Source organism: Candidatus Anaeroferrophillus wilburensis, from assembly GCA_016934315.1.
Taxonomy (GTDB): Bacteria; Desulfobacterota; Anaeroferrophillalia; order Anaeroferrophillales; family Anaeroferrophillaceae; genus Anaeroferrophillus; species Anaeroferrophillus wilburensis.
This window is the reverse complement of sequence record JAFGSY010000039.1, coordinates 58,712-83,190: the sequence shown is the minus strand read 5'-3', so window position 1 is coordinate 83,190 and position 24,479 is coordinate 58,712. Positions and strand designations below refer to the sequence as shown.

General features: G+C 52.3%; 21 protein-coding genes. 2 read left to right on the top strand and 19 right to left on the bottom strand.

The window, feature by feature from the left end:
• Window positions 1-2: 2 nt before the first annotated feature.
• On the top strand, window positions 3-1,130 hold the full coding sequence (locus JXO50_10490) for a carotenoid 1,2-hydratase (protein ID MBN2333517.1): 1,128 nt from the start codon (window positions 3-5) through the stop codon (window positions 1,128-1,130).
• 65 nt (window positions 1,131-1,195) lie between these two features.
• Here JXO50_10490 and JXO50_10485 read toward each other — a convergent pair whose 3' ends face one another.
• The 12 genes from JXO50_10485 to carB all read right to left on the bottom strand — a co-directional run bounded on the left by JXO50_10485 (window position 1,196) and on the right by carB (window position 16,318).
• Window positions 1,196-1,936 (bottom strand): TlyA family RNA methyltransferase, encoded by a 741-nt coding sequence (locus JXO50_10485; GenBank protein MBN2333516.1) that lies wholly within the window; start codon window positions 1,934-1,936, stop codon window positions 1,196-1,198.
• Window position 1,937: 1 nt separating this feature from the next.
• Window positions 1,938-2,132 (bottom strand): DUF1858 domain-containing protein, encoded by a 195-nt coding sequence (locus JXO50_10480; GenBank protein MBN2333515.1) that lies wholly within the window; start codon window positions 2,130-2,132, stop codon window positions 1,938-1,940.
• 79 nt (window positions 2,133-2,211) lie between these two features.
• Window positions 2,212-3,528 (bottom strand): tRNA (N(6)-L-threonylcarbamoyladenosine(37)-C(2))-methylthiotransferase MtaB, encoded by a 1,317-nt coding sequence (mtaB, locus tag JXO50_10475; protein MBN2333514.1) that lies wholly within the window; start codon window positions 3,526-3,528, stop codon window positions 2,212-2,214.
• On the bottom strand, window positions 3,528-4,565 hold the full coding sequence (gene mnmA, locus JXO50_10470) for a tRNA 2-thiouridine(34) synthase MnmA (GenBank protein MBN2333513.1): 1,038 nt from the start codon (window positions 4,563-4,565) through the stop codon (window positions 3,528-3,530). Before mnmA ends, mtaB begins: the two co-directional genes overlap by 1 nt.
• A gap of 179 nt (window positions 4,566-4,744) precedes the next feature.
• The gene (locus JXO50_10465; GenBank protein MBN2333512.1) at window positions 4,745-5,905 is read right to left on the bottom strand and encodes a cysteine desulfurase; all 1,161 of its coding nucleotides are present in this window, start codon (window positions 5,903-5,905) and stop codon (window positions 4,745-4,747) included.
• The gene (locus JXO50_10460) at window positions 5,902-6,333 is read right to left on the bottom strand and encodes an Rrf2 family transcriptional regulator (GenBank protein ID MBN2333511.1); all 432 of its coding nucleotides are present in this window, start codon (window positions 6,331-6,333) and stop codon (window positions 5,902-5,904) included. Before JXO50_10460 ends, JXO50_10465 begins: the two co-directional genes overlap by 4 nt.
• Entirely contained in the window at window positions 6,330-6,734 is a 405-nt protein-coding gene (locus JXO50_10455) for a 4Fe-4S binding protein (GenBank protein MBN2333510.1), read from the bottom strand. Before JXO50_10455 ends, JXO50_10460 begins: the two co-directional genes overlap by 4 nt.
• Window positions 6,735-6,744: 10 nt before the next feature.
• Entirely contained in the window at window positions 6,745-7,521 is a 777-nt protein-coding gene (locus tag JXO50_10450; GenBank protein MBN2333509.1) for a UPF0280 family protein, read from the bottom strand.
• A 125-nt stretch (window positions 7,522-7,646) separates the two neighbouring features.
• Window positions 7,647-11,432 carry a 2-oxoacid:acceptor oxidoreductase family protein gene (locus tag JXO50_10445; GenBank protein MBN2333508.1) on the bottom strand — a complete coding sequence of 1,262 codons (3,786 nt, stop codon included), beginning with the start codon at window positions 11,430-11,432 and terminating at the stop codon, window positions 7,647-7,649.
• A 216-nt stretch (window positions 11,433-11,648) separates the two neighbouring features.
• Window positions 11,649-12,395, bottom strand: a complete 747-nt coding sequence (gene truA, locus JXO50_10440) for a tRNA pseudouridine(38-40) synthase TruA (GenBank protein ID MBN2333507.1) — start codon at window positions 12,393-12,395, stop codon at window positions 11,649-11,651.
• 9 nt (window positions 12,396-12,404) lie between these two features.
• Window positions 12,405-12,866, bottom strand: coding sequence for a transcription elongation factor GreA (gene greA / locus JXO50_10435; GenBank protein MBN2333506.1), 462 nt, complete (start codon window positions 12,864-12,866; stop codon window positions 12,405-12,407).
• Window positions 12,867-13,099: 233 nt separating this feature from the next.
• Window positions 13,100-16,318, bottom strand: a complete 3,219-nt coding sequence (gene carB / locus JXO50_10430; protein MBN2333505.1) for a carbamoyl-phosphate synthase large subunit — start codon at window positions 16,316-16,318, stop codon at window positions 13,100-13,102.
• Window positions 16,319-16,573: 255 nt separating this feature from the next.
• Here carB and JXO50_10425 point away from each other — a divergent pair, with 255 nt between their 5' ends.
• Entirely contained in the window at window positions 16,574-17,290 is a 717-nt protein-coding gene (locus JXO50_10425) for a UDP-2,3-diacylglucosamine diphosphatase (GenBank protein MBN2333504.1), read from the top strand.
• Window positions 17,291-17,341: 51 nt separating this feature from the next.
• On the opposite strand, the gene carA is transcribed toward JXO50_10425, so the two are convergent.
• The 7 genes from carA to lepA form a co-directional block, all read right to left on the bottom strand.
• Window positions 17,342-18,475 carry a glutamine-hydrolyzing carbamoyl-phosphate synthase small subunit gene (gene carA, locus JXO50_10420; GenBank protein ID MBN2333503.1) on the bottom strand — a complete coding sequence of 378 codons (1,134 nt, stop codon included), beginning with the start codon at window positions 18,473-18,475 and terminating at the stop codon, window positions 17,342-17,344.
• Window positions 18,476-18,517: 42 nt separating this feature from the next.
• Entirely contained in the window at window positions 18,518-19,861 is a 1,344-nt protein-coding gene (locus JXO50_10415) for a dihydroorotase (GenBank protein ID MBN2333502.1), read from the bottom strand.
• Window positions 19,858-20,793 (bottom strand): aspartate carbamoyltransferase catalytic subunit, encoded by a 936-nt coding sequence (locus JXO50_10410; protein ID MBN2333501.1) that lies wholly within the window; start codon window positions 20,791-20,793, stop codon window positions 19,858-19,860. The genes JXO50_10415 and JXO50_10410 overlap by 4 nt, the downstream gene beginning before the upstream one ends.
• Window positions 20,794-20,798: 5 nt before the next feature.
• Entirely contained in the window at window positions 20,799-21,353 is a 555-nt protein-coding gene (gene pyrR, locus JXO50_10405) for a bifunctional pyr operon transcriptional regulator/uracil phosphoribosyltransferase PyrR (GenBank protein MBN2333500.1), read from the bottom strand.
• A gap of 41 nt (window positions 21,354-21,394) precedes the next feature.
• A complete protein-coding gene (locus JXO50_10400) occupies window positions 21,395-21,742 on the bottom strand; it encodes an STAS domain-containing protein (GenBank protein MBN2333499.1) in 348 nt (115 codons plus the stop codon).
• Window positions 21,743-21,833: 91 nt separating this feature from the next.
• On the bottom strand, window positions 21,834-22,457 hold the full coding sequence (gene lepB, locus JXO50_10395; protein MBN2333498.1) for a signal peptidase I: 624 nt from the start codon (window positions 22,455-22,457) through the stop codon (window positions 21,834-21,836).
• Between the two features lie 192 nt (window positions 22,458-22,649).
• Window positions 22,650-24,455 (bottom strand): elongation factor 4, encoded by a 1,806-nt coding sequence (gene lepA / locus JXO50_10390; GenBank protein ID MBN2333497.1) that lies wholly within the window; start codon window positions 24,453-24,455, stop codon window positions 22,650-22,652.
• Window positions 24,456-24,479: the final 24 nt, after the last annotated feature.

Genomic DNA, 24,479 nt, shown 5'->3' with positions numbered 1-24,479 from the left:
CCATGACCACCATCGGTAAAAAAACCATTGGCTGGCTTTTTTTCCTCCTGCTGGCCCAGAGTTTCTCCGCTTTTCATCCCGCCCTTGCCTGGCAGCAGGCCGTCGCTCCCCGACCCTTCCAATTTCCCAGGGATCACGGCAGCCACCCGGATTTCAAAACGGAATGGTGGTACGTCACCGGCCATCTGGAAACCGAAACCGGCAGGCAGTTCGGCTACCAGTTCACCATCTTTCGCCAGGGACTGCGGTTGGAAAAGACCACGGACAAAGATAACGTCTGGAAAATCCGGGACCTCTTTATCCTCCATAGCGGTTTGAGTGACGTCGAAAACCAGCGTTTTTTTTCCCATCAGGATATTAGCCGAGCGGGTCCCGGATTGGCAGGGGCGGCGATCACTACCATGAATACCTGGCTCAAGGGCAGCCGGATCACCATGAAGCCGGATGGCAAGGGCATGGAGTTGACGGTTAAAACGCCGGAGTATGGCATCAGCCTTCAACTTCAGCCGTCCTACGCCCCGATCCTGAACGGTACCAATGGCCTCAGCCATAAAGGTTCCGGTCCGGGACAGGCATCCTATTATTATTCCTGGCCTCGGCTGGAAAGCCGTGGAACCATTACGCTCCACGACCAGCAGATGACGGTAAGCGGCCTCAGCTGGCTCGACCGGGAATTTGCCACCAATCAGCTGGGCGCCAACCAGGCTGGCTGGGACTGGTTGGCTATTCATTTTAATGATGGCCGGTCCCTGATGCTCTACCGGATGCGCAACAAAGACGGCTCTCAGGATCCAGCCTCCAGTGGCACCATGATTGCTGCCGATGGGACGGCTACACATCTGACCAGCAGCGATTTCACGGCAACTCCGATGGACGACTGGCAAAGCCCGCACACACACAACAACTATCCGCTGTTCTGGAAGTTGAACATTGTACGACCGGAAAAAATGCTGCTGCAGCTCTCCCCTCTACAGCTTGACCAGGAAATCAGAGCTACGGATACCACGCTGGCCAACTACTGGGAGGGCGCGATCAAAATTAGCGGCACATCGGCTGTCAATGAACCACTGCTGGGCTACGGCTACCTGGAACTGGTGGGCTACGGCCAGCCACTCACCACTCTGAAATAAAAAAACCGGGGCCATATACTTCATGGCCCCGGTCCAGCAACATTCTGCAGTCATTGAACAGCGGCCTACTGCCGCCGGAGAAGAATCAAAAACTCCCGATTTCCCTTCTGGCCAAGAATGGGGGAATCCATCCGCCCATCACAACGCAGCCCTCGATCACTGGCCACGGCAATAACGTTTTCCACGGCCTCCAGCTGCTTTTTTTCATCCCTGACAATACCACCTTTACCAATATCAGAGCGGCCTACCTCAAATTGTGGCTTCACCAGGGCAACCAACGGCGAACCCGGAGCCACCAGGTTGGCAACAACCGGCAGCACCTTGGTCAATGAAATAAACGACACATCGACAACCGTAAAAGTAAACAACTGGGGAAAATCACCCGGGACAAGTGAACGGATATTGGTTCTATCCTTCACCACCACCCGTGGATCCTGCTGCAGCTCCCAAGCCAGCTGGCCATAACCCACGTCAACGGCAACCACCTGCCGGGCGCCATGGAGCAGCAGGCAGTGGGTAAAGCCGCCGGTTGATGCTCCCACATCAAGCGCTACGCAACCGGTCGGATCAATGGTAAACGTTTCCAGCGCGGCTGCCAGTTTAACCCCACCGCGACCGACATAGGGGATATCATTCCCCTTCAAGCGGATTTGAGCATCGCCAGGCACTTTATGTCCGGCCTTGTCAACCGTCTGATTGTTGCAGATAACCTTGCCGGCCAGAATGAGGGACCGGGCACGCTCACGACTGGCGGCCAAACCCCTGGAAACCAGGAGCATATCAAGCCGTTCCCGATGACCGCTCATCTCACCCCTTAAGGGCGGCGTTCATCTCATCAACCAGCTTCTCTGGATCAAGCCCATGAGCCAAAGCTCCCTCCTCAACCGTTTCAAACATTGAGGCAGAACAGCCCAGACAGCCCATGCCCTTGTCGGCAAACACCTGAGCAGCTTTAGGATATTTGGTCAACAGATCACGAATGGGGGTAGATTTACCAATCATATGCGTTTCCTCCGATCACATCATTGCAGCTTTATGTTAACTAATTTAATGCTCTTTATATCATATCCTGATAACCATGTCAGCTTAAATCTGCCAACAGCATGGTGTCATCATAATGACGGGGAATTACCTGGTGTTCATGGTTAAGGCAGGAGGCAATTTGGGTGGCCGGCACCACAATGAAAACGGAAAGATAGTTTCTCGAATATCCCACTAAACCGCTGCCGCGATTATCCATTACTGCCTTCTCTTCAGCCAGAACCTTGAGAGGCTGGTTGAGGCAGTGGCGGTAATGATCACGCTTCTTGTTCGCAGCCATGGCCAGCAGCATGGCTGACCGGTCTTTCTTTTCAGCCGCTGAGATCTTGTCGGGCAAACCAGCCGCTGCCGTTCCCGGCCTCGGGGAGTATGGAAAAACATGGAGATAAGCCAGGGGAAGATCAGCAAGTACCTGGCTGGTATCGGCAAAAGCAGCTCTTGATTCGGTGGGAAAACCAACGATAATATCGGCCCCCATGGTTACCCGGCTGTTCCGGTTCCGGATTATTTCCACCAGCGAAACAATATCACGCTGACCATAGGGGCGGCCCATTGCCGCAAGCACCTCATCATTGGCCGACTGCAACGACAGGTGAAGATGCTCGCAAAGATTATTGTCTTCGTCACACAACAGCTCCAGAAGGGCCGGGGAAATCTCCGGCGGCTGAAGAGAACCCAGACGAACACGCATTGTCGTATGCATACACAGCAACCTGAGCAAATCGACCAAACCGTCTTTCGTGCCGCCATCAATTCCGTATTGACCAAGATGAATGCCGGTGAGCACCAGTTCACGGTAGCCATTATCTTCCAGCTGGACCGCTTCAGCCACAACATCATCCATCGGCAGACTGCGGGGGCGCCCGCGAAGATAGGGAATAATGCAATAGCTGCAAAAAGCACTGCAGCCATCCTGGATTTTCATGAAGGCCCGTGTCCGGCCAAGTGAATGGCGAGCCCGCAACGCCGCCACCGGCATCTCACCAGCAAAGCCGAACCGGACCGGAAACTGACTGCCCATGCGGCCATCCCCGGATAACCATTGGGGAATTTCAGCTTTGCCGGCATTACCAACAACCGCCCTAAGTCCATCAATGGCGGCAGCAATATCAGGCTCATACTGGGCATAGCAACCGGTCATAATCACCCGGGCATTCGGGTTATTCCTTATCTCCCGGCGCACTGCCTGGCGGCTTTGCATTCCCGCTTTGCCGGTCACTGCGCAGCTGTTGATAATGATGACATCAGCAGCACCGTTGCTGACCACCTGCATCCCCAGATGCGCACACGCCTCGCTTAAAGCACACGATTCATAGAAGTTCAGCTTACATCCCAGGGTAATGATTTTCACGTTCATCAGCAGATCCAGCCGCCACCCAGAAGGCAACCATCATCATAGAGAGCCGCTCCCTGCCCTGGCGTTATGGCGAACTGCGGCTCGGCAAAATTCACCTTGAGATGGCCGTTATCAAGAAACTCAACCGCCGCTGCAGCCGGCTGATGACGATAGCGGATCTGACACCATAGGCTGGCCGGACAGCGTTCCGGTTTGATAAACCAGTTCATCCCTTTAATGACTGCGGTTCTGCCATAGAGGTCATCCCGCTCACCCACCACCACCTCATTGCGTTCGGGAACAAGAGCACAGACATAGAGCGGGCTGGGATGGGCAATCCCCAATCCACGCCGCTGGCCGATGGTAAAATGATGAATGCCCTGATGGCGGGCAACAACATCACCGGCGCGATTGACAATCAATCCAGGCTGGCCGTCAGTCATCCCAGGATGGCGGCGGAGCACATCAACGTAGGACCCCTGGCCGACAAAACATAGTTCCTGACTTTCCTGATAGGAATCTATCTGGAAACCAGCGGCAGCGGCAAGGGCAACCGCTTCCGTTTTCTGCAGACTGCCCAGAGGGAACCGGCAGTCAGTAAAAAGCTCACGATCAACCGCCTGCAAAAAATAGCTTTGGTCCTTGCCGTCGTCCCTGCCCTGGCCGGGAACCAGCTCACCGCCCCGCCATGACCTCTTGGTTACATAGTGGCCGGTGGCCAGCCAGCGGGCGCCACATTGCTTCTGTGCCCGGGCAAGAAAACTGAATTTCACCAGGCTGTTGCATCTGATGCATGGATTGGGAGTTAAAGCCTTGAGGTAGGATGTCGCCAGGTAATCGATCACATGACGTTGGAACGCATCACCAACCATGACAATTTTGAGAGGCAGATCGAGAAGTGCTGCCGCACTCTCCACCCGATGACGGAAGAGAGCCGCCGTTGCTGTACCCATATCAAGGGCAACCAGCTGCACAGCATATCCTTCAGTTTGGAGCAGAATGGCCGCAGCAACGCTGTCAACGCCACCGCTGAACCCGACAACTACCGTATCAGCCATGATCTGCCGTCTGCGACAAAAACAAAAAAACTGCCACTGGCAGAGGGGAGAAAATCTCAGCCACCATTATTATCGTCTCGATTATTGTCCGTGGAACATAAACTGCGGGCGGTCAAAATCCATACATGCTGCTGCCGCAGCCATTGGCCGGCCGCTGAAGAAGCAGTGCGGTAAACATCTCAATACAGGGGGGAGATGGCTTGTAAAGATGTACTGACGTTTTTCAATATCTCAACAAAGGTGTCAATCTCATCAATGGTTGTCCAGCGACCAAGGCTGATCCGCAAAGAACTCTGGGCAATGGCGTAGGGAATGCCCATGGCACCAAGCACCCGTGAACCCTTGCCATTGCCTGATGAACAGGCGGAACCAGCGGACACGGCAATACCCTGCAGCTCAAGATGGACCCGCAATGATTCACCATCAACTCCAGGGACTGAAAAACTGGTTGTATTGGTCAGCCGCTCGGCCACGGCACCGTGAATCGTTACCCCTTGCAGTTCACTGGTCAAAGATGCTTCACAATAATGGCGCAACTTCGCCAACCGCTGCATCTCCTCTGGCTGCCTATCAGTCAGCAAGGATGCGGCTTTACCCAAGCCGACAATGCCGGCAACCGCCTCGGTACCACTTCGCCGGCCCTGTTCCTGCCCTCCCCCATGGATGAGGGGTGCAACAGAAACCCCGGACCTGATCCATAGGGCACCAATCCCTTTGGGGGCATAAAATTTATGACCGGAAATCGACAGCAGATCCACCCCCAGAGATTGCACATCAACTGGCATTTTTCCCACTGCCTGCACCGCATCCGTATGCAGCAATACCCCACGTGCCCTGGTAACCTCGGCAATTTCCGCCAATGGAAAGACGACTCCCGTTTCATTATTTGCCAACATCAACGAAACCAGCAACGTCTCGTCGGTCATCGCTGCCGCCACCTGTTCTGGCGTAAGCCGTCCATGCCGGTCAACCGCAAGTCGGGTAATGCGAACACCCAGGGACTCCAGGAAGGAACAACAGTTGTCGACCGCTGGATGTTCCACCATTGAAGTGACGATATGAGGTGACGGCTGGCCGGGCCGCCAGTTGGCGAACACTATCCCCTGCAACGCCAGGTTATCACTTTCGGAGCCGCCGCTGGTAAAAACAATCTCCTCGGGGGAGCCGCCAAGCAACGCTGCCACCTGCCGGCGGCTGTGTTCTACGGCTTCACGAGCCTCTTTACCAGCCCAATGACTGCTGGAGGGATTGCCGTAATGCTCCCCCAGGTAGGGCAGCATACTTTCGCGGACCGCCTGATCAACCGGCGTTGTACCGTTATAGTCCAAATAGACGGTCATACCTGGCCGGCAATAATATCCTGCAAGGTCACCGAGCTGAGAAAATCGCCGATTACCTGTTCAAGTTTTTCCCAGACCGGCCTGGTCATGCATTCGGTGCTGTCTTTTTTAAGATTGCACCCCGGTTGCTGCATCGTGCAATCAGCACAGTTAACCGGCTGGACTGATTCCTGCACGACACTCATAATCTCGGCAACGCTGATATCATTGAGGCTTCTGGCCAGCAGGTAGCCGCCGCCCGGACCCCTGACGCTCTGCACCAGTCCGGCACGTCGCAAATGGACAAACAGCTGTTCAAGATAACTGACGGAAATCCCCTCGTGGACGCTTATCTGCTTCAGGGATACCGGCTTATGCTGATGATTGGCAATGGTGGCCAAGGCCATCAGCGCCCGGACGGAATACCTTCCTTTGGTAGATAATTTCAAAAGCTCACCTCCATCGCCCGTGGGGGACAGGCAGTGACGCACAATCCACAGGCACTACATTGTTCAGCGAAAAAATGCACTTCCATGGATGGCCAGTCAACAGCCAGGGCACCGGTGGGGCAAATGGCTGTACAGGCACCACAATGAATACATTTTTCCTCGTTTCTTTTAACATTTTTGTTAACAGGATTGACATCAACACCCTTATCCCGCAGATATGCAAGGCCCTGCTCCAACTGGAAATCACTACCGCTGATTTCCATCACCAGATAACTCTCCTGTTTGGGCAGCAACACGGCGCGCACGATATTAAAAACTAGATCATAGTCTTTAATAAGGCGGTAGACGATGGGCTTATCATAATTACTCTGATCAAAGTGGAGTACATAGGTATGTTTCATACGTATCCTTTCAACGACGACTGCCGGCCACCGGTATCAGCTCAAGCGCCCCCCCGGCAGCCAGGTCCTCGCCTTTAATAATGACAACACCATGGACACCAGCATGACGCAAGGCTTCATTAACAACCGGCTGGAGATCGTCTTTATGGTGCACCCGGTTGCCCATTGCGGTAGCCAAGGCATCGGCTGCCGCCGTTGAGTCGGCATAGATGGTGACCAGATCAGCAGAACCGAAACTCAAAGAATGCCCTATGGTTGCCGAGGAGGAGCAAACCCCGGCAGCAAATGGTAGCGGCCGGCTCAAACGGATCGCCAGCTTGCCGGCAAAGGGCGAAGCACCGGCAAAAATTCCCAGCGTGTAACTGCTTTTACCAGCCAGAAAGATATCGCCGCCATTTTCCACCATCACCGTCGGTGAATACGGCAGAAGGTCACGGCCAACCCTTTCAGCGATTGCCCCGGCAACCGCAGCCATCGGCCCCACCCCGGCCTGATGACCTGCGGCAAGCATCTCTTTCACTACCGGCGGCAAGAGCAGTTCAGTAGAGGGAACAAAGGGGTGCAGCTGCATCCGGACTTCAGGATAATCAGCCAGAAAGGCTTCAATCTGCCGCCGATAGACAATGACCCGTTCACTGACCAGCCGCTGCAAACCGGCATCAGCTGCCCGCACCAGCAGGTCGGTTTCCCCCATGGCGACGGTAAAGGATGCCAAGGAACCAGGCCCGTCCAGCTGGCGATACCAGCGCCGGCCATAGGAAGAAGGAGAAGCCAGGTTGTTTTCCATGCAGCCGTCTCAGCAAGAGATTGTAAGCCGAATCTGCCTTCTGCCATACCCACATGAGATTGTCAAGTATATGCTTAAAAAAACAGCCTCATGTGAGGCTGTTTTTTTGCTGCACGCAAAAAATCCTAACGGTTGGCGATCAATGTTGCCACCTCATCAGCGTCAAGCACTTTCTCCCGCAACCCGGCACGAAACTGCAGAACACTCCACATGAACAAATTCTGCCGTTCATTGACCTTAACAATGGTGTCGATAGTTTTCTTATCCCCGACAAACTGCCCCATCAGCTCGACAATATCCCTGAAGGTCGCCGGCGGAACTTCCTGACCCTTGATCTTCTTCGGTCGCGGGAAGAGTTCCTCGGCATCAGGGTTGCCTGAGATATCAATTTTGGCGTATGGCTTCCTGACAAAGACCGTCCACGCACGCGATTCCATCATCATGCGGGAGACAGCCATTGACATATCATCCTGTGCCAGTCCCTGGCCGGTGGGACAGGGGGAGAAAAATTCGATCAACGAAGGACCCTTGTAGGCTATGGCCTCCTTGAGAATTTTCAGGGCATAGGCGGGGTTGGCAAGGGAGAGGCGAGCCACATACACTCCGGGAATAACCGTTGCCTGCATGGCAATCTCACGATGAAAATCCTCTTTTCCCTGCAGCTCCAACCCATAGGGAGAGGTCGTACGGTTGGAACCATAGCGGCTGGCACCGGATTTCTGGAAACCGGTATTCATATAGGCTTCATTATTGTAGATAATCCAGGTAACATCCTGGTTTTCCCCCAACGCAAAATTAAGACCCTGATTACCAATATCGTAAAACGCTCCATCACCGCCGAAGACAAGAACTTTGGTCAGCTTCTCAAGGTAGAAATTCCTAAAAGCGCTGAACAGTGATATCCGGGAACCCAGGGCCGCCGCACTGGCGGTACCAAAACCATAATGGCCCGACTGGTAAATTCTCGCATTGTAGGGATTGCCCAAGCAGGACACTTGAGCACAGCCGGTGGCATTGATGGTATAGAGATGAAAACCGTGGTCAACCATATGCTGCAGCCCCTTGCCATGGTGCTTCTTCATCAGTTCAGGAATTGACTGATAGGTCTCTTCAATAATTTTTGGTTTTTTGCGGACCATCTCCGCCGCCGTAAAAACCAGATTTTCAATCACCCCTTCACCGCATCCCGGACATAAGCTGTGGCCTCCGGGAAGGAATTTCTGACCGGAATAACCAAGCATGAGCTGCTGGAGAGGCTTGCTCTCTTTGACATAGGGAAGAACCTTCGCACTCTGATCTAGGTCATAAATCCCTTCATCGAGAAACTGTTTCTGTGCATCAGGCGTTATAAGTGCCTTATCAATCATCTTTAAAGCACCGGCTTTACAAACGGCGACACAAGCGCCACAGCCTTTGCAATAGGATGGCACCACATTGATATTAAGATAACTATCTTTGAAGGAGGCATCCCCATAACCGGTGAAACGATTCAGGTTAACCGACTTGAACAGCCGCTGGCTGGCGGCGGGCAATGCATTATAATCATCATCATAAATAACCGTAACCCGCAGGGCATAATCCGGACAACTGGTGACACACATGCCGCAGGTAACACATTGCCCCGCTTCATAGACGGGCAGGGCGGTACCAATCAGGCTGGCATTGTGATATTCCGAAGTCCTTGCCGGCACAATATTGTGAAAGCGATCCCAGGGGATGTCTTCACCCTGCTGAAGGGGACGCAGGACATCGGCAATAAACTTTTCATGGTAGCGGGCACCATAGACCGCCGGAAAAATCGGTGTGGCATACTCATCATCCTCCGTGTAGCCAGCCACATGCGGCGTAAAAAAGCCCGGCAGGTCTTTAACCCCAACCTCCTTGGCGGCAACTTTTTTCTTGCTTGCGCCGGCATTGGGCAGGCCGCTGTCGGTCCTGCTTCTGATGCTATAGGCAACATCCAGAAGTTCCAGGTTGACATCGATCATCTCCGGTTTTTTGGTACCAAATTTGGCGCTCAACTCAGCCTTAAAGGCCTCCTTAAACTGCTTTTCCGGCAGCAGACCGGTGATTTTATTAATGACCCCCAAAATCGGCGTACCCGGCAGGTTGCGCTTCAACTTCTCCAGCGCCGCACTGGTGGCATCCAGCAACACCACATTGAAAGAGGCTTTTTCAAGGCTTTGTTGAATCTCCGGGGTTGTTTTCGCCAACAGTTCATCAAAATCTTTTACCGTGTTGATGATCAGATGGCCGCCCTTCTTAATCCCGAGGATAAAATGCAGTAGGCAGTTGTCCTGGAGATATTTATCATTAAAAATGGACAGGGTTTCAACCTTGGTGACATTGGAGCAGTTGCGGATATGGCTGTCCGAAACCCGGGCATTCATCACCACCATGCCGCCTTTTCGTGAGGCGCCGTATTTGGCGCTGGTCTGCACATACTTGCCGCTTTTGGCAATGATTTTAGCCAGGGTCTCCTGTGCCGTTTTCACCCCTTCGGCACCGATGCCGATAAAGGTGACGCCAACCTCTTTTTCCACCAGATCCTCTTTCACTACCGGCGCCAGGGTCTGGGGACCGCGAATGCCACATTTAAACTTTGTCTGTGGGTGATCACTGAGCATATTTTCAATAACTGCACAGCAGTCATCCAGGCTGATATCCTGATTGCCAAGACCATAGGTGCCGGCAGTAATCCGGGGATGGCAGTGGCAGTCCTGCCGGTCATTCAAAAGATACACCGCCTCTTTGACATCTTTGAGCAGGTACTGTTCATTACCCTCGGCAACCTTTTCCAAAACGCTGATCACCCGGGCATTCTGCACCCCGGCGGCAATCTCTTCACTGCAGACAGGATAGAAAAGTACCGGCCGAACGAGACCGACGGCAATCCCCTTGCTGCGATAGTAGTCGATTGCCTCCTTCATGGTTTCTGCGACGGACCCCATACAGACCACCACATACTCGGCCGTATCCGCATGATACCGTTCTACAACCTGCAGGTCAGTGCCAAGTATGACATTCATGATATTCATGGCCGCCTGGATATACTTTTTGCTGTTAAGCAATGCCTGATCCTGTTTCATCTGGACCGGCATGGTAACACCGATGTCCGTAAACGTGCCCATCAGTACCGGATGGTCAAAATCCGGTTGATAGAAGCGGTTGGGCTCACCAAGATAATGTTTCAGAAATTCGTCAGAGACCGTTTTGATGTTCTCGATGGAATGGCTCTTAAGAAAACCTTCACCGGCGACGATGGCCGGCAGCATGACCTGGCGCTGTTCTATGGCTTTAAAGGTCAGAGGAACCAAATGATGAAGCTCCTGATTGTTGCAGCTCATCAACTGAATCCAGCCGGCACCCCGGGCCGCATAGAGATCTCCATGACCATTATGAATGCTGAGGCTGCCCTTGTTGAGTTCCCTGGTCTGCACGGTCATTAAAACCGGCAGCCTTTTGCCGGCAACCGAGTACATGTTCTTGATTTTATAGGTTAGGCCCTGAGATGAGGTGTTGTCGGCAAAGCGGCCGCCCTGGGAGGCGGCACCCTCCAGGAAGGCCATCGCACCCAATTCACTTTCGGGCTGGAAATAAAAAATTTTTTCACCAAACACATTGCTGAAGCCATCGGCATAAGCCTTTGCCATGCCTTCGGCAATAGGAGTCGAAGGGGTTATGGGATAGCCGACCAGGCCGGTAACAATGCGTTTGAGCACTTCAACAACAACCGCATTGCCATCACCGATAAAGTCATGCCTTTCCTGCATTTTGGCATAGGTTTCCGGACCTCCGGCAGCAATAATATCATCGATAAACTTTTCAGCATCAAACAGCCGGGCACCATTAAACTGATGGTCAAAATCCTCACTGAAATTTTTAACTCTCCTCTTTAGAACCACGTTCATCCTCCACCATAAGCAACATGATTATTCTGTATAATGTAAACATTAACCAACCTTTACAGGCGTTCATAGAGCAAACGCATATAGCACCATTATCAACAAAAATCCACCATTAAGCACTTGGATACAATATAATATTGTCTAAATAGATCATGGTTTTAGCTGGGCTTGGTACAGAAAGAAATAAAAGGAGGGAGAAAAGCAGTAATCACCATGGTACTAGTAGGAAACGGAGCGCAGCACCAGGCCTTTGGCCGGAGCAGTAATTCCGGCAGAGCGCCGGTCGACAGCGGCAACAATGGCAGCCATCTCTTCGGCGCCTCGTTTTCCCAGGCCTATTTCGTAGAGGGTACCAACGATGTTGCGCACCATATTTTTCAGGAAACCATTGGCATGAATCATAATCAGGAGATAGGAACTCCGGCGCCAGACCCTTGCCCTGCTGATCGTGCGGACGGAGGTAGCTGTTTCACCATCGGCAGCTTTGAAGGATGCGAAATCATGGGTTCCCAGCAGCTGCCTGGTTGCCTGGCGGATCGCGGCCATATCGAGTGTTTTTCTCACATGCCAAGAATAGAAGCGGCTCAAGGGATTGGCCAGCGGCTGGTTATCAATGCAGTAGCAATAGGTTTTCCCGGTCGCTGATTTACGGGCGTGGAAGCCGGCGGACACCGACGAAAGGGAGCGAATGACGATATCGTCAGGAAGAAGGGCATTCAGACCACGCCACAACCCCTGTTCAGGAATGGATGTGGTTGTGGCAACATGGGCAACCTGCCCCCAGGCATGCACCCCGGCATCAGTCCGCCCAGAGCCAAAAACAGTCAGATTTTCGCCCGTCATCGCGGCCAGGGCATGTTGCAGCTCCTCTTGGATTGTTATCCCGTTGGGCTGAATCTGCCAACCATGATAACGGCTGCCATCATAAGCAATGACCAGTTTAAGTGTACGTACCTGCGATTGCACGACAAGAATCTACTTTACGTTAATGTCCATAAGCACAAAGGTTTTAAGGCCGCCCGGCGTTTTAACCAAAACCTCCTCATCAAGTTTTTTGCCGATCAGCGCCCGGGCGATGGGGGCGGAAATTGATATTTTCCCCTGATCAATATCCGCCTCATCCTCACCAACAATCTGGTAGGACATTTCATCACCGGTTTCTTCATCGGAAAGAGTTACAGTCACCCCGAAAACCACCCGATCCGTACCGGCGATCTTGGCAGCATCTATAACTTCCGCACGACTTAAGCGGTCATCAAGCATATTAATGCGACCTTCAATAAAAGCCTGTTTTTCCTTGGCTGCCTCATATTCGGCATTTTCGCTTAAATCGCCATGCGCCCTTGCCTCCTCGATGTCCCTTATAACTTCAGGACGGGCAACGGTTTTGAGCCGACGCAGTTCATCTTTCACCTTTTTAAAACCTGCCGCGGTCATGGGTACTGCATCAAACGTGGTCATACAATGTTTCTCCAGATCATAGGGGGATGCCGCCATAGGGCAGCACATAAATTAAGCCGCTGGCACCATTTAACTTTCCAGCACCTCCCCACGGCAATCCACCCCGATGGTGATAGACGATGCCGCTTAGTGGCGCAGAATAGAAACAGCCAGCGAACATAATGGTAAACGAGCCATAAACTAAGCATGCCTGCTGAATGAGTAGATCATTAACGATAGTCCTGAAGAGCTTTAATGGACAAGCCACCAGTGCGGATTGCCTTAATCGCCTGGGCAGCGGCTGTAGCGCCGGACAGAGTGGTGAAATATGCAACACCACGGTCAAGGGCAGTCCTGCGGATATATAATGAATCTTCCCGGGACCGGCTGTCCCCGGGAGTATTAATAACCAGATCTATCTCGCCATTAACCAGTGAATCAACCACGTTTGGCCGGCCTTCTTTCTTTTTATTGATCCGGATATTGGCAAGGCCATGGTCATCGAGATAGGCTGATGTCCCTGCTGTTGCCCTGATTATATAACCGCATTCAAGAAGATCCCGAACCACTTTTTCAATACCCGGTTTTTGATGGACACTGACAAAAGCGCAGCCGGTCAACGGCAACGGGGCCCCGGCGGCATCCTGGGCCTTGGCAAATGCTGCGGCAAAGTGCTCATCGATACCCATCACCTCACCGGTGGACTTCATCTCCGGACCCAGCATGGTATCAACCCCGGGAAATTTCAGAAAGGGAAATACCGCCTCTTTCACCGACACCCACGGTGGCCTCAGCCGCTCCACCACCTTCATTTCAGCCAAAGTCCTGCCCACCATGATCCTGGCAGCCAGATCAGCCAACGGCAGGCCCACCGCCTTGCTAACAAAAGGGACGGTCCGAGAAGCCCGTGGATTGACTTCAATGATATATATCTGGTCACCCTGGACGGCAAACTGGACATTCATCAAGCCCCTGACCTGCAGCTCCAGCGCCATAGCGCGCGTTTGACGGGCAATTTCCTGTATAATATCATCTGCAAGGGTGTACGGCGGCAAAGAACAGGCCGAATCACCCGAATGAACCCCGGCCCGCTCAATATGCTCCATAATACCACCAATGATGACCTGTTCCCCATCACAGACGGCATCAACATCAACCTCCACTGCATCGTCAAGGAATCTGTCAATCAACACCGGATGATCGAAGGAAACCTTCACCGCCTCCTTCATATAACGCTCAAGGTTTGTCTGATCATAAACAATTTCCATCCCTCGGCCGCCAAGGACATAGGAGGGACGGACCAGCACCGGATAGCCGATTCCCGTGGCAATTTTTATTGCCCCGTCAACCGAGACAGCGGTGCCATTTTCCGGCTGTCGCAGGTTGAGGAGTTCCAGCAGCTCCTTGAACCGCTGCCGGTCCTCAGCCCGGTCAATGCTGTCCGGTGAAGTCCCGAGAATCGGTACGCCGGCCTGTTCCAGGGAACCGGCCAGTTTGAGCGGCGTCTGGCCACCGAACTGGACAATAACGCCTACTGGTTGCTCGATTTTGACAATCTGCAGAACATCCTCGTGGGTAAGGGGCTCAAAATAAAGCCGGTCAGAGGTATCATAATCGGTACTGACAGTTTCCGGATTGCAGTTGACCATAATGGTCTCATAGTCTTCAAGCGCAAGAGCAAAAGAACAGTGCACGCAACAATAATCAAACTCAATTCCCTGACCGATGCGGTTCGGTCCTCCACCAAGGATAATAACTTTCCGCCTGTCGGTGGGCAAGGCCTCATCTTCACACTCATAGGTTGAGTAAAGATAGGGCGTATGGGCCTCAAATTCCGCCGCGCAGGTATCGACCCGTTTGTAAACCGGCATAATCCCATACCGGTTGCGCAGCTTGAAAATATCTTCTTCCCGGACCCGGAGCAGCGCCGCAAGCCGCCCGTCGGCAAACCCCATCTCTTTAGCCCGTTGCAGGGTATCGGCATCAAGAGGTATGGCGGTGGTATGCAACAGCTCTTTTTCAAAATCGATAATTTCCTTGATGTGATAGATAAACCAGGGATCGATACCGGTCAAGACCGCAACCCGTTCAAGGGAAAAATCGAGCCGCAGGGCATCACCAATATACCAGAGGCGATCCGGCCCCGGAATCCTCAGTTTCTCCTCCACCAGATCGATAATGTGCTCATCAGCAGCATCGTAGGCCTGGGCAGGCAACTGCTCATCAAAACCACAAGAGTCAATTTCCAGGGAACGCATAGCTTTCTGGAGAGATTCCTTGAAGGTTCTCCCGATGGCCATGACTTCACCCACTGATTTCATCTGTACGGTAAGCGTCGCGTCAGCTTGGGGAAACTTCTCAAAGGTAAACCGGGGGATCTTGGTCACCACATAATCAATCGTCGGTTCAAAAGAGGCTGGCGTTTCCCTGGTAATATCATTGGGAATTTCATCAAGGGTATATCCCACTGCCAGTTTGGCGGCAATTTTGGCAATGGGAAAACCGGTTGCCTTGGAAGCCAGGGCGGAACTTCTCGAAACCCTTGGATTCATTTCGATGATCACCAGCCGGCCATCCTGCGGATTAACAGCAAACTGAACGTTCGATCCGCCGGTATCCACTCCGATCTCCCTGATTACCCTGATCGCCGCATCACGCATGATCTGATACTCTTTATCCGTAAGCGTCTGGGCCGGGGCCACGGTAATGCTGTCACCGGTATGGATCCCCATGGCATCAACATTTTCAATGGAGCAGATAATCACCACATTATCTTGGTGGTCACGCATAACCTCCAGCTCGTATTCTTTCCAGCCGATAATCGATTCTTCGATGAGAATTTCATGGGTTGGGCTCAGCTCCAGGCCCCATTTCACATAACGTTCAAAGTCGGCGACATTGTAGGCAATATTACCGCCGGTCCCACCAAGGGTAAAGGAGGGTCTGATAATCGCAGGGTACCCCACTTCAGCAATGATTTCCCAGGCATCAGCCATCGAATGGGCATAACCACTCATGGGCAGCCCCAGACCGATTTTCACCATTGCCTCTTTAAACAGCTGACGGTCTTCGGCTTTTTTTATGGCTTCAAGACTGGCACCGATCAACTCAACATTATATTTTTCTAGCACCCCGCTTTCGGCCAGTTCCACCCCCACATTAAGGGCGGTCTGCCCCCCCAGGGTCGGCAGAAGCGCATCGGGACGTTCTGCTGCCAGTATTTTGGCAACCGTTGCCGTGGTTATGGGCTCCACATAGGTACGATGGGCAAACTCCGGATCGGTCATAATGGTTGCTGGATTACTGTTCACCAGCACCACCTCAAAGCCTTCCTCCTTCAATGCCTTACAGGCCTGGGTCCCGGAATAATCAAATTCACAGGCCTGACCGATAACGATTGGCCCTGAACCAATGAGCATGATTTTTTTAATGTCCGTACGTTTAGGCACGCTCTTATCCTTATGTCTCTAGCTTATGGTTTGGCTTCCTGATCCACTTGTTTCAAAAAGCACTCTTCTCTCTGTTTACCGATCATGTAGACCACTCTGCGGCTGGGTCCCAACCGGTGTTTTCCTAAGGAGTCAGACACATCGGCCACTGATTGCTTGACATGAACTTGACTCTGAGTCTATAAAACCAATCACTGACAGCCCCAAGCAAGCTGGGACGTCAGCAACCCTACAGATGACCCGCCACCGGATTTGATGAAATCAATTTTTATTGCCGATGCCCATTTAAAGCACCCAGCCGATAAAAATTACCGGAAAATGGTTGCTTTTCTCAGCAACCTGCCCCACGATGTGGACAATCTTATCATCCTTGGTGATTTCTTTGATTTCTGGTTCGGCTACCATGATGTGGTCTATGCAGACTATGTTCCCATCCTGGCAACCCTAGAAACACTGGTAGAGCGGGGAATCAGACTCTACTTTGTAGAGGGAAACCATGAAATCAACCTGGGGCCCTATTTTTGCAATCATCTGCGGACCCATAGCAATCCCCGCCAACTTTCACTTTCCATCGACGGACAGCGACTCTACCTGGCCCATGGTGATCTACTCAATGATGATCAATGGCTCTACCTGAAATGGCATAAACTGTTAAAAAGCCAGCTGATCACCAGGATTATTCATCTCATACCGCCTTCTGTCACCCGCCGCCTGGCCCGCCGCCTTTCAGCCGGCAGTCGCAAACGCGGCCGGCAGGCACATGGCATCCCCGCCACCCTGACGGCCAAACTCCAAAAGATTCTCCAGGTTGGCTATGACGCTGCCATTATTGCCCACTACCACCAACCACTAGAACAACGGACGACCGTCAATGGTCGGCAATGCCCGATTTTTTTCCTTGGTGACTGGCTGACCGACTACTCCTATCTACTGCTTGAAAACGGCACCTTTGAGCTTAAAACCGCCTCCTGACCAGCAAGCACTTCCGCATGCTGGACAAGGCTGCTCACAACCGGCGCAGCATTACTTGTTGGCGGCCATCAACTGAACAAACTGCTTGAACAGATAGGCTGAATCATGGGGGCCGGGGGAGCTTTCGGGATGATACTGGACTGAAAAAAGCGGATAGCGGCGATGACGCAATCCCTCCACCGTATGATCATTAAGGTTGATATGGGTAACTTCCACCTCATCTCCCAGGGACTCCGTATCAACGCAAAAACCATGGTTCTGGGACGTAATTTCAACTTTTCCAGAAGCCAGCTCCTTTACCGGCTGATTACTGCCGTGGTGGCCGAATTTCAATTTATAGGTTCTGCCGCCAAGGGCCAGCCCGATAATTTGATGCCCAAGACAGATACCAAACATCGGCTTGCGGCGGATTAATTGCTGCACCTGTTGGACGATATTAGGTAAAGCGGCCGGATCACCGGGGCCATTGGAAAGAAAAACGCCATCGGGATTCAGGCCCAGCACCTCCTGCGCAGAGGTGTCTGCGGGCACAACGGTAACCTTGCAGCCGGCATTGACCAGCAGCCGCAGGATATTATATTTGATGCCAAAATCGTAAGCAACCACATGGAAAGCCGCAGCCTCGTTTGACTGCTGATAACCGCCGGCAATGGTCCACTGCCCCTGGTGCCACTCATATTTGCTGCTGCAACTGGCCCCGTCCACCAAGTTGACTCCTTCAATACCCGCCCAGGAACTCAGCTTCCGCAGCAAACTCTGCTGATCATCATCGACGGTGGAAATAATCCCCGGCATCGCCCCGGCTAAACGGATACGGCGGGTCAGGAAGCGGGTATCAATTCCCTCAATACCTACCACACCGGCCTGCTCAAGATAGCGGCCAAGGGTGGCATTCTGCCGCCAGTTGCTGGGATAGCGGCAATATTCCTTGACGATAAATCCTGATAGAAAGAGTTTTCGCGACTCAACATCCTCAGCATTGACGCCATAGTTGCCTATTTGAGGATAGGTCATGGTTACCATCTGCCCGCGATATGATGGGTCGGTCAACACCTCCTGATATCCCGTCAGGCTGGTGTTAAAAACAACTTCGCCGATCGCCTCGCCGGCGGCGCCGAAAGAACGTCCGGAAAATGTCGTTCCATCAGCCAATACAAGGACTGCCTTGGTTGCCGAAAATGCCATGTGTCTTTGTACTCCAAACCTTATTGCGGTGAATTATGACGATTACCTGAATTGATCATCCTGATAGACTACGGTCCCGCCAACGATGGTCAGCACGGCCTTGCCGCGGACCTGCCAGCCGTTGAAAGGCGTATTGCGACTTTTTGAAGCAAAGTGCTCTGCGTCGATGGTCCATGAAATCGTTGGGTCAATAACAGTAATATCGGCATCCATACCGATCCCCAGACCTCCCTTTTGCTCCAGACCAAGAATCCTTGCCGGCGCCACACTCAAGCGTTCAACCATGACCGAGGGGCTGAACAAGCCATTCTCAACCAGACGCAATGTAAGGGGCAGGGTTGTTTCAAGACCGATCACCCCGAATGGCGCCAGCTGATATTCAACATCCTTCTCGGTCGCTTCATGGGGCGCATGATCGGAGGCAATCACATCAATAACACCGGTCGCCAGTGCCTGTCCCATCGCCGTTACGTCATCCGGTTCCCTCAAGGGTGGACTCATTTTAGTGAGGGGATTAAACCTGGCAGACTGCCGCCTCTGGCCATAAACTACATCCTGACGATAGTAGAGGTCAACCACCGCCCGATGATCAAGCGTAAAATGGTGCGGGGTCACCTCCGCGGTCACCTTCACCCCCCGTTCCTTGGCCTCGGCAATCAGACGCACCGAACCCCGGGTACTGACATGGGCAATATGAACCGGCAGTTGAAGGTACTCAGCCAACATGATGCAGCGAGCGGTGTCAATCTCCTCCGCCAGCGAAGGTATGGCCGGCAGTCCGTAGAGGGCGGAAATCTCCCCTTCATGGACCACTCCGCTGCCGAAAAGGAAGCTGTCCTGACAGTGACAAATGATTATTTTCCCCAGGCTGCCGGCATACTCCATGGCATGGCGATACAAACGTGAATTTTCGACCGTCTTCCCATCTTCAGAAAAAGCAACCACTCCGGCGGCTGCCATTTCCGCCATTTCCACCATCTGGCGCCCCTGCATGCCTACGGTGACGGAGCCGATGGGATAGACATTGACAACAGCTTCACGGGCCTGTTCACAGATAAAACGGGTGACGGCTGCACAATCATTCACCGGTCGGGTATTGGCCATGCAAGCTATGCCGGTAAATCCACCGGCGGCTGCCGCCTGTGCACCGCTGACTATGGTTTCCTTATATTCCTGTCCCGGCTCCCGCAAGTGGGTATGCATGTCAATCGCACCCGGCATAACCCATCGGTTGTCCAGCTCAATTGTATGGCCAGCCTCAGGAGCCAACTGCAAATTATTACCAACGTCAACAATGGTGCCGGCGGCGATGAGAAGATCCAGCTTCTCATCACGCGAATTCAACGGATCAATGACTCGTCCCCCTTTCAGCAGCAGCCGATTCATTCTGTATGCCCTCCTAAAAGGTATAAAACAGCCATCCGAACCGCCACACCGTTTTCCACCTGATCAAGAATAACCGAACGGCTGCCATCGGCGATTTCCGAGGTGATTTCCACCCCACGGTTCATTGGTCCCGGATGCATGATAATAACATCGTCCTTAGCATAAGCAAGACGCTGCCGGTTCAGACCGTAGAGCCTGGCATATTCATTTCCCGAAGGGAACAGGCTTTCCTCCTGACGCTCCAGCTGAATGCGCAGCATCATAACCACATCAGCTCCATCGATGGCTTCCTCGGGACGGCTATACACCCTGACCCCAGGAAAACCGGCCATCACCCGGGGCATCATCGTCGGTGGACCACACAACCGGGTATGTATCCCCAGAAGAGCAAAGGCACGCATGTTGGAACGGGCCACCCGACTGTGAACGATATCGCCGATAATCGCCACCTGTAGATCCGCAAACGTTTTTTTATGCTCTTTGATGGTCAACAGATCAAGAAGTGCCTGAGTCGGATGTTCGTTTGCGCCGTCACCGGCATTCACCACGCTGGCTCCTACCCGACTGGCAATAAAATGTGGTGCCCCCACACAGGAATGCCTGACGACAATGATATCAGGAACCATAGCCTGCAGATTTTTGACCGTATCCGACAAGGTCTCGCCCTTGACAACGCTGCTGGTGGAAGCAGAAATATTGACGGCGTCAGCACTGAGCCGTTTGGCGGCAATTTCAAATGAGGTACGGGTACGGGTACTGGGTTCATAAAACAGGTTGATGACCGTCTGTCCTCGCAAAGTCGGCACTTTTTTGATCGGTCGGCGAGATATCTCTTTGAACGATTCCGCTGTTTCCAAAATCGTCATCAATTCCTGGGCGGTCATCCCTTCAATAGCCAGGAGATCCTTATGGGGGAAAATCTTCTTTTCCATCTACCCTATCCCTTCAACTGACGTGAATCAACGCTCACCGTTACGGAATCGTAGCCATCACCTTCCTGCATCCTTACCTTGACAAGGTCGGCAGGTGATGAAGGTACATGCTTGCCGACAAAGTTGGGCATTATCGGCAGCTCCCTGAGACCGCGGTCCACCAGAACGAGCAGCTGTATGGCTTGCGGCCGGCCGAAATCCATCAAACCGTCCATGGCTGCACGAACCGTCCTGCCGGTATAGAGAACATCATCAACAAGAATGACCACCTTATCGTCAAGAGAAAAAGGAATATCCGTTTTCTCCAGGACCGGATGATGGATGCCGCGGCTTAAATCATCCCGGTAAAGGGTGATATCAAGAACCCCAAGTGGGACATCAAGATCGGCAATCCGGACAAAGAGGGCCTGTAGCCGCTGGGCCAGATACACCCCCCTGGTTCTAATTCCCACCAGCACCAGGTCGTGCTGACGGGGGTTACGCTCCAGAACTTCATAGGCCATTCGTGACAACACCATGGCCATCCCGCGATCATCAAGCACAAAGGTATCATGTGTCATGGCTTCCCCTTCACAGGCATCGACTCATCCTCACCGACAGGCTATTCAATGGGCGGCAGTTCATCGAGACTCTGTTTGATCTGCACAATCTTTTCCATATGGGTTATATGAACCACTTCCGCAACCATACCGGTTGGCCGCAGGAGAACAAGGCTGCCGTTTTTCTGGACAAGGTGTTTGTAGAGGGAAAAAAGGACGCCCAGAGCGGATGAGTCAATGTTTGGAACATCACCCAGATCAACGACCAGATGTTTCAGTCCTTCAACAGCCAACCGATCAACAATTCCGGCATAGAACTGATCCCGAACAGCAACGGAAAGTGCCCCTTGAGGACAGGCAACCAGGCGCTGTTTTTCCACTATAAACCGGATGTCCAGTTGTTGGTCCATGTTTTCCCTCCATCAATGCGGCTAACCGCATCCATGCTGCCGTTCCCCACCTTCGGCACGAACAATTACCGCCGTTGCGCTAATTTAGCAACTATCTGATTAACTGAGCCAAACGACTAACGCGCACCTTATACCAGATTTTTTTGGCCTGCTTGTCCCATGACCAGTAGATAATCATTGCCTTGCCCTTTATCTTGCCGTAATCGACAAAACCCCAGAAACGGCTGTCATAACTTCGATCCCTATTATCTCCCATGACAAAAACATTATTCGCAGGCACCACCACCGGGCCGAAATTATCCCGGGGTACCTGAGAAACAGTCAGGGGATCACGAAAAGTACCATAAGGATCATCCAGAAGCTTGCCATCTATATAAATTTTTTTCTGGAGAATCTCAACCGTTTCACCCGGCAAACCGATAACCCGCTTGATAAAATCTTTTTTATTGTCTACCGGATAGGTAAAAACTATAATATCACCACGTTCCGGTTCGTTACGGACAAGGAGTTTTTTCTCGGTAAAAGGGATATGGAAGCCATAGCTGAATTTATTGACCAACAGATGGTCGCCGATCAGCAGCGTCGGCTCCATGGATCCCGAAGGAATTTTGAACGCCTGAACAATAAAGGCTCGGATGATCAGGGCGATAATTACCGCAATAATTATCGATTCGGCGTATTCCCGGACTACCCCTATTGAACGATTAGAACTCATAGGTTATCTCCAGTGTAAAGCTACGTTATTCCCAAGGACAGATCAGTGGCCTGCGGTACCCGATAAATCAAGGACAGCTTGCACGGCAGCAGAGCACGAGCATGCACGTACCTACCACAGCCGAACTGCATGGAACAGTCCGGGAGGCACCAATGACGGCGTCTCAGCAACCAGAATATCATCGCGCAAACATCAGTTATCGATATTAAGCATTGCCAGAAAGGCATCCTGGGGCAACTCCACCTTCCCCACCCGTTTCATCCTCTTTTTACCGGCTTTCTGCTTCTCCAGCAACTTGCGCTTGCGGGTAATATCTCCACCATAGCATTTAGCCGTAACATTTTTTCGCAAAGCTCTGACAGTTGTCCGGGCAATGATCTTATTGCCAATCGCCGCCTGAATGGCAACTTCAAACATCTGCGAATGAATCAGCTGCTTCATTTTTACCGTCAGATCGCGCCCCCGCTCAAAAGAACGTGATTCATGAACAATAAGTGACAGGGCATCGACCAGCTCGCCGTTGATGAGAATATCAAGCTTCACCAGTTTTGCCGGTCGGTAGCCGGCCGGCTCGTAATCAAGGGAAGCATAGCCGCGGGACAATGATTTCAGCTTGTCGTAGAAATCGAGAACTATTTCATTAAGCGGCAATTCATAGCTTATCATCACCCGGGTTTCATCCAGATATTTTATCTCCTGCTGCTTGCCCCTCTTATCTTCACAAAGCTTCATGATATTGCCAATATACTCATTGGGGACATGGATGGTCGCCCGCACCACCGGCTCTTCTATGGAGCTGAATTCCTGGGGTGGCGGCAGCTTGCTCGGATTATCAATATACACCACAGAACCGTCTTGCATATTGACCTGATAGACAACTGTCGGCGCGGTGGAAATCAGATCGAGATTGTACTCCCGCTCGAGCCGCTCCTGGATGATTTCCATATGCAGCAAGCCGAGAAAACCACAGCGAAAACCAAACCCCAAGGCAACCGACGTTTCCGGCTGGTAAAAAAAGGAGGCATCATTAAGGCGCAGTTTTGCCAAAGCGTCTCGCAACGGCTCATACTGGACCGAATCGACAGGATACAGGCCGCTGAACACCATCGGCTTAATCTCCTGAAAACCCGGCAGGGAAACCGGCGTTTTATTGGCAGCCGTCGTTACCGTATCGCCGATTTTGCAGTCCGCGACATCTTTAATCCCGGCAACCAGGAAGCCTACTTCACCCGCAGCCAGGCTGGTAACCAGAATATCCACCGGAGTGTGCACGCCGATTTTCAATACTTCAAACTCCTTGCCGGTGGAAACCATTTTGATCTTCATTCCCGGTGTAATTTCACCTTCAAAAACCCTGATCATAGCCACCACACCCTGGTAGGAGTCAAACCAGGAATCAAAAATCATCGCTTTCAACGGCGCTGTCCGGTCACCGGTTGGGGCCGGGACACGGTGGACAATAGCCTCCAGTAAATCCCCTACCCCAACCCCGGTTTTGGCGCTGACCAATATGGCATCATCAGCCGGCAGACCAACCACCTCTTCAATCTGATGGATAATCCGTTCGGGATCAGCAACGGGGAGATCAATCTTGTTCAAAACAGGAATAATTTCCAGATTGCCGTCGATGGCCAGATAGACATTGGCCAATGTCTGGGCTTCGACCCCCTGAACCGCGTCAACCACCAGAATTGCACCTTCAGTTGCCGCAAGACTGCGGGACACTTCATAGGAAAAATCGACATGTCCGGGGGTATCAATGAGATTCAGGGAATAGAGCAGGCCATCCTTGGCTTTATAGAGGAGACGAACGGTCTGGGCCTTGATAGTTATCCCCCGTTCACGTTCAAGGTCCATACTATCCAGCAGCTGTTCTCTCATCTCCCGGGAGCTTACCGCGCCGGTGATCTCCAACAGACGATCAGCAAGGGTGGATTTACCGTGGTCGATATGGGCAATGATGGAAAAATTTCTTATCTGTTTCTGGGTAATCTGCATAAAATGTTTATACTATCCATCTAT

Excerpts from the sequence above, each read along its gene's own strand:
- JXO50_10490 (MBN2333517.1), top strand. The coding sequence starts at position 3 with ATGACCACCATCGGTAAAAAAACCATTGGCTGGCTTTTTTTCCTCCTG.
- JXO50_10485 (MBN2333516.1), bottom strand. The coding sequence starts at position 1,936 with ATGAGCGGTCATCGGGAACGGCTTGATATGCTCCTGGTTTCCAGGGGT.
- JXO50_10480 (MBN2333515.1), bottom strand. The coding sequence starts at position 2,132 with ATGATTGGTAAATCTACCCCCATTCGTGATCTGTTGACCAAATATCCT.
- mtaB (MBN2333514.1), bottom strand. The coding sequence starts at position 3,528 with ATGAACGTGAAAATCATTACCCTGGGATGTAAGCTGAACTTCTATGAA.
- mnmA (MBN2333513.1), bottom strand. The coding sequence starts at position 4,565 with ATGGCTGATACGGTAGTTGTCGGGTTCAGCGGTGGCGTTGACAGCGTT.
- JXO50_10465 (MBN2333512.1), bottom strand. The coding sequence starts at position 5,905 with ATGACCGTCTATTTGGACTATAACGGTACAACGCCGGTTGATCAGGCG.
- JXO50_10455 (MBN2333510.1), bottom strand. The coding sequence starts at position 6,734 with ATGAAACATACCTATGTACTCCACTTTGATCAGAGTAATTATGATAAG.
- JXO50_10450 (MBN2333509.1), bottom strand. The coding sequence starts at position 7,521 with ATGGAAAACAACCTGGCTTCTCCTTCTTCCTATGGCCGGCGCTGGTAT.
- JXO50_10445 (MBN2333508.1), bottom strand. The coding sequence starts at position 11,432 with ATGAACGTGGTTCTAAAGAGGAGAGTTAAAAATTTCAGTGAGGATTTT.
- greA (MBN2333506.1), bottom strand. The coding sequence starts at position 12,866 with ATGACCGCGGCAGGTTTTAAAAAGGTGAAAGATGAACTGCGTCGGCTC.
- JXO50_10425 (MBN2333504.1), top strand. The coding sequence starts at position 16,574 with ATGAAATCAATTTTTATTGCCGATGCCCATTTAAAGCACCCAGCCGAT.
- carA (MBN2333503.1), bottom strand. The coding sequence starts at position 18,475 with ATGGCATTTTCGGCAACCAAGGCAGTCCTTGTATTGGCTGATGGAACG.
- JXO50_10415 (MBN2333502.1), bottom strand. The coding sequence starts at position 19,861 with ATGAATCGGCTGCTGCTGAAAGGGGGACGAGTCATTGATCCGTTGAAT.
- JXO50_10410 (MBN2333501.1), bottom strand. The coding sequence starts at position 20,793 with ATGGAAAAGAAGATTTTCCCCCATAAGGATCTCCTGGCTATTGAAGGG.
- pyrR (MBN2333500.1), bottom strand. The coding sequence starts at position 21,353 with ATGACACATGATACCTTTGTGCTTGATGATCGCGGGATGGCCATGGTG.
- JXO50_10400 (MBN2333499.1), bottom strand. The coding sequence starts at position 21,742 with ATGGACCAACAACTGGACATCCGGTTTATAGTGGAAAAACAGCGCCTG.
- lepB (MBN2333498.1), bottom strand. The coding sequence starts at position 22,457 with ATGAGTTCTAATCGTTCAATAGGGGTAGTCCGGGAATACGCCGAATCG.
- lepA (MBN2333497.1), bottom strand. The coding sequence starts at position 24,455 with ATGCAGATTACCCAGAAACAGATAAGAAATTTTTCCATCATTGCCCAT.